The organism is Terrisporobacter sp. (assembly GCF_017888745.1).
Classification (GTDB): Bacteria; Bacillota; Clostridia; order Peptostreptococcales; family Peptostreptococcaceae; genus Terrisporobacter.
Genome location: NZ_JAGHFM010000396.1, coordinates 1 through 1,916 on the forward strand (window position 1 = coordinate 1; position 1,916 = coordinate 1,916).

Consider the following 1,916-nt stretch of genomic DNA (forward strand, 5'->3'; position numbering starts at 1 on the left):
ATACCATCATCACTACCGTTGGCATAGTGTATCTAATTAAAGAAGTCATTGTGACTTTCTTTTCCAATGAATTTTCCATGACGACCTCCTTGAATTTAATCTTAACTTAATATATAATAAACTATCCTGTAACAGGATAGTCAATAAGGAGGATTATATAAATTGAAAGAAAATAATACAAAATATTTCTCTACAGGTGAATTCGCTAAATTGTGTAAAGTTAACAAAAAAACTCTTTTTCATTATGATGAAATAGGATTATTTAAACCAGAAAAAGTAATGGATAATGGCTATAGATATTATTCTACGTACCAATTGGAAGCCTTTAATGTAATCTCTACTCTAAAAGATATTGGTGTTCCTCTCAAAGAAATAAAAGAATTTATGGATAAAAGAAATCCTCAAAATATAGTAGAGCTTTTCCAATATGAAACTAAAGAAATTGAAAAAGAAATAAATAAACTTAAAAGAAGACAAGAAATTATTTATAACAAAATTAATATTATAAATGAAGCGAAAAATAAAAAAAGTGATATTTTTATAGAAAAACAAAATGAAGAATATCTTGTTATTAGTAATCCTATAGATAATACTAAATATCCTTATGACATGAAAACTTATATGTCTCACTTAGATTATTGTTATAGTAATGATTTAAATATTGGATATCCTGTAGGATCAATTAAAAGTAAATATGATTTAGAAAATAAAAATTATTATGATTATAGTCACTATTACACAAGGGTAAATAAAAACTGTGACTCCAATAATATAATTGTAAAACCAAAAGGAACTTATTTGGTTGGATATTTAAAAGGATATTATGATAAAGCACCTATACTTTATGAAAGTTTATTAAAATATATAAAAGAAAATAATTTAACTATTATAGGTTCTTCATATGAAGATGTATTAATAGATGAAGTTGCCGTGAAAAATAAAGATGAATATGTATTAAAAGTATCAATACAGATTGAATAACAAGTATATTTACTCAATTACTTGTATTAAAATTAACAAATATTCTTATCATATATTGTTAAATAAAATTTAATTATGATTTATTAATATATAATTTCCTCAAAATGAAAAGCAGATAATTATTAGCTCTTAACTACTAACAATAATCTGCTTCTATATTATCTTAATATTAACTTTAAATGCTCTTGTAATATGTGTATACCAGTAGTATTTTCTCCACCTCTTGGTATTATTATATCTGCATATTTTTTCGAAGGTTCAACAAATTGCTCGTGCATTGGCTTTACAGTAGTAACATATTGAGATAATACTGATTCAACACTTCTTCCTCTTTCTTTTGTATCTCTTAGTATACGACGCATTAAACGCTCATCTGCATCTGTATCTACAAATACTTTTATATCCATTAGATCTCTCAGTTGAGGGTCTTCAAATATTAATATACCTTCTACTATTATAACTTTTTTAGGGTGAGCAAGAACTGTCTCACTTGATCTTGTATGCTTTGTATAATCATATACTGGAACTTCTACTTCATTTCCAGCTTTTAGAGATTTAATATCTCTTATCATTCTTTCAGTTTCAAAAGATGATGGGTGATCGTAATTTAGATTTTTTCTTTCTTCTAGAGTTTTATCATCATTAGCTTTATAATAGCTATCATGGCAAATTAGCTCTATATCATCTTTAAAAAATTCTTTAATATAACTTACTATAGTCGATTTTCCTGATGCAGTACCACCTGCTATACCAACAATGCTCACTTTATTCATATTAACTTCCACCTACTTATATATTTCATTCGTAATTTTATTTTTCTGTTATTTCAAAATATACATACTTTTAACTAATTTAAAAGTCCGTTAATTATCTATATCTGCAATATTTTATCATATTTTTCAAAATAATTCACATGGGAAAAATAACCATACAAT

General features: G+C 25.1%; 2 protein-coding genes. One reads left to right on the forward strand and one right to left on the reverse strand.

Annotated features, from left to right (window positions below; genetic code table 11):
• The first annotated feature begins 162 nt into the window (after nt 1-162).
• The gene (locus J7G74_RS16385) at nt 163-981 is read left to right on the forward strand and encodes a MerR family transcriptional regulator (protein WP_297137368.1); all 819 of its coding nucleotides are present in this window, start codon (nt 163-165) and stop codon (nt 979-981) included.
• 158 nt (nt 982-1,139) lie between these two features.
• On the opposite strand, the gene udk is transcribed toward J7G74_RS16385, so the two are convergent.
• Nucleotides 1,140-1,754 carry a uridine kinase gene (udk, locus tag J7G74_RS16390; RefSeq protein ID WP_297137370.1) on the reverse strand — a complete coding sequence of 205 codons (615 nt, stop codon included), beginning with the start codon at nt 1,752-1,754 and terminating at the stop codon, nt 1,140-1,142.
• Nucleotides 1,755-1,916 lie beyond the last annotated feature (162 nt).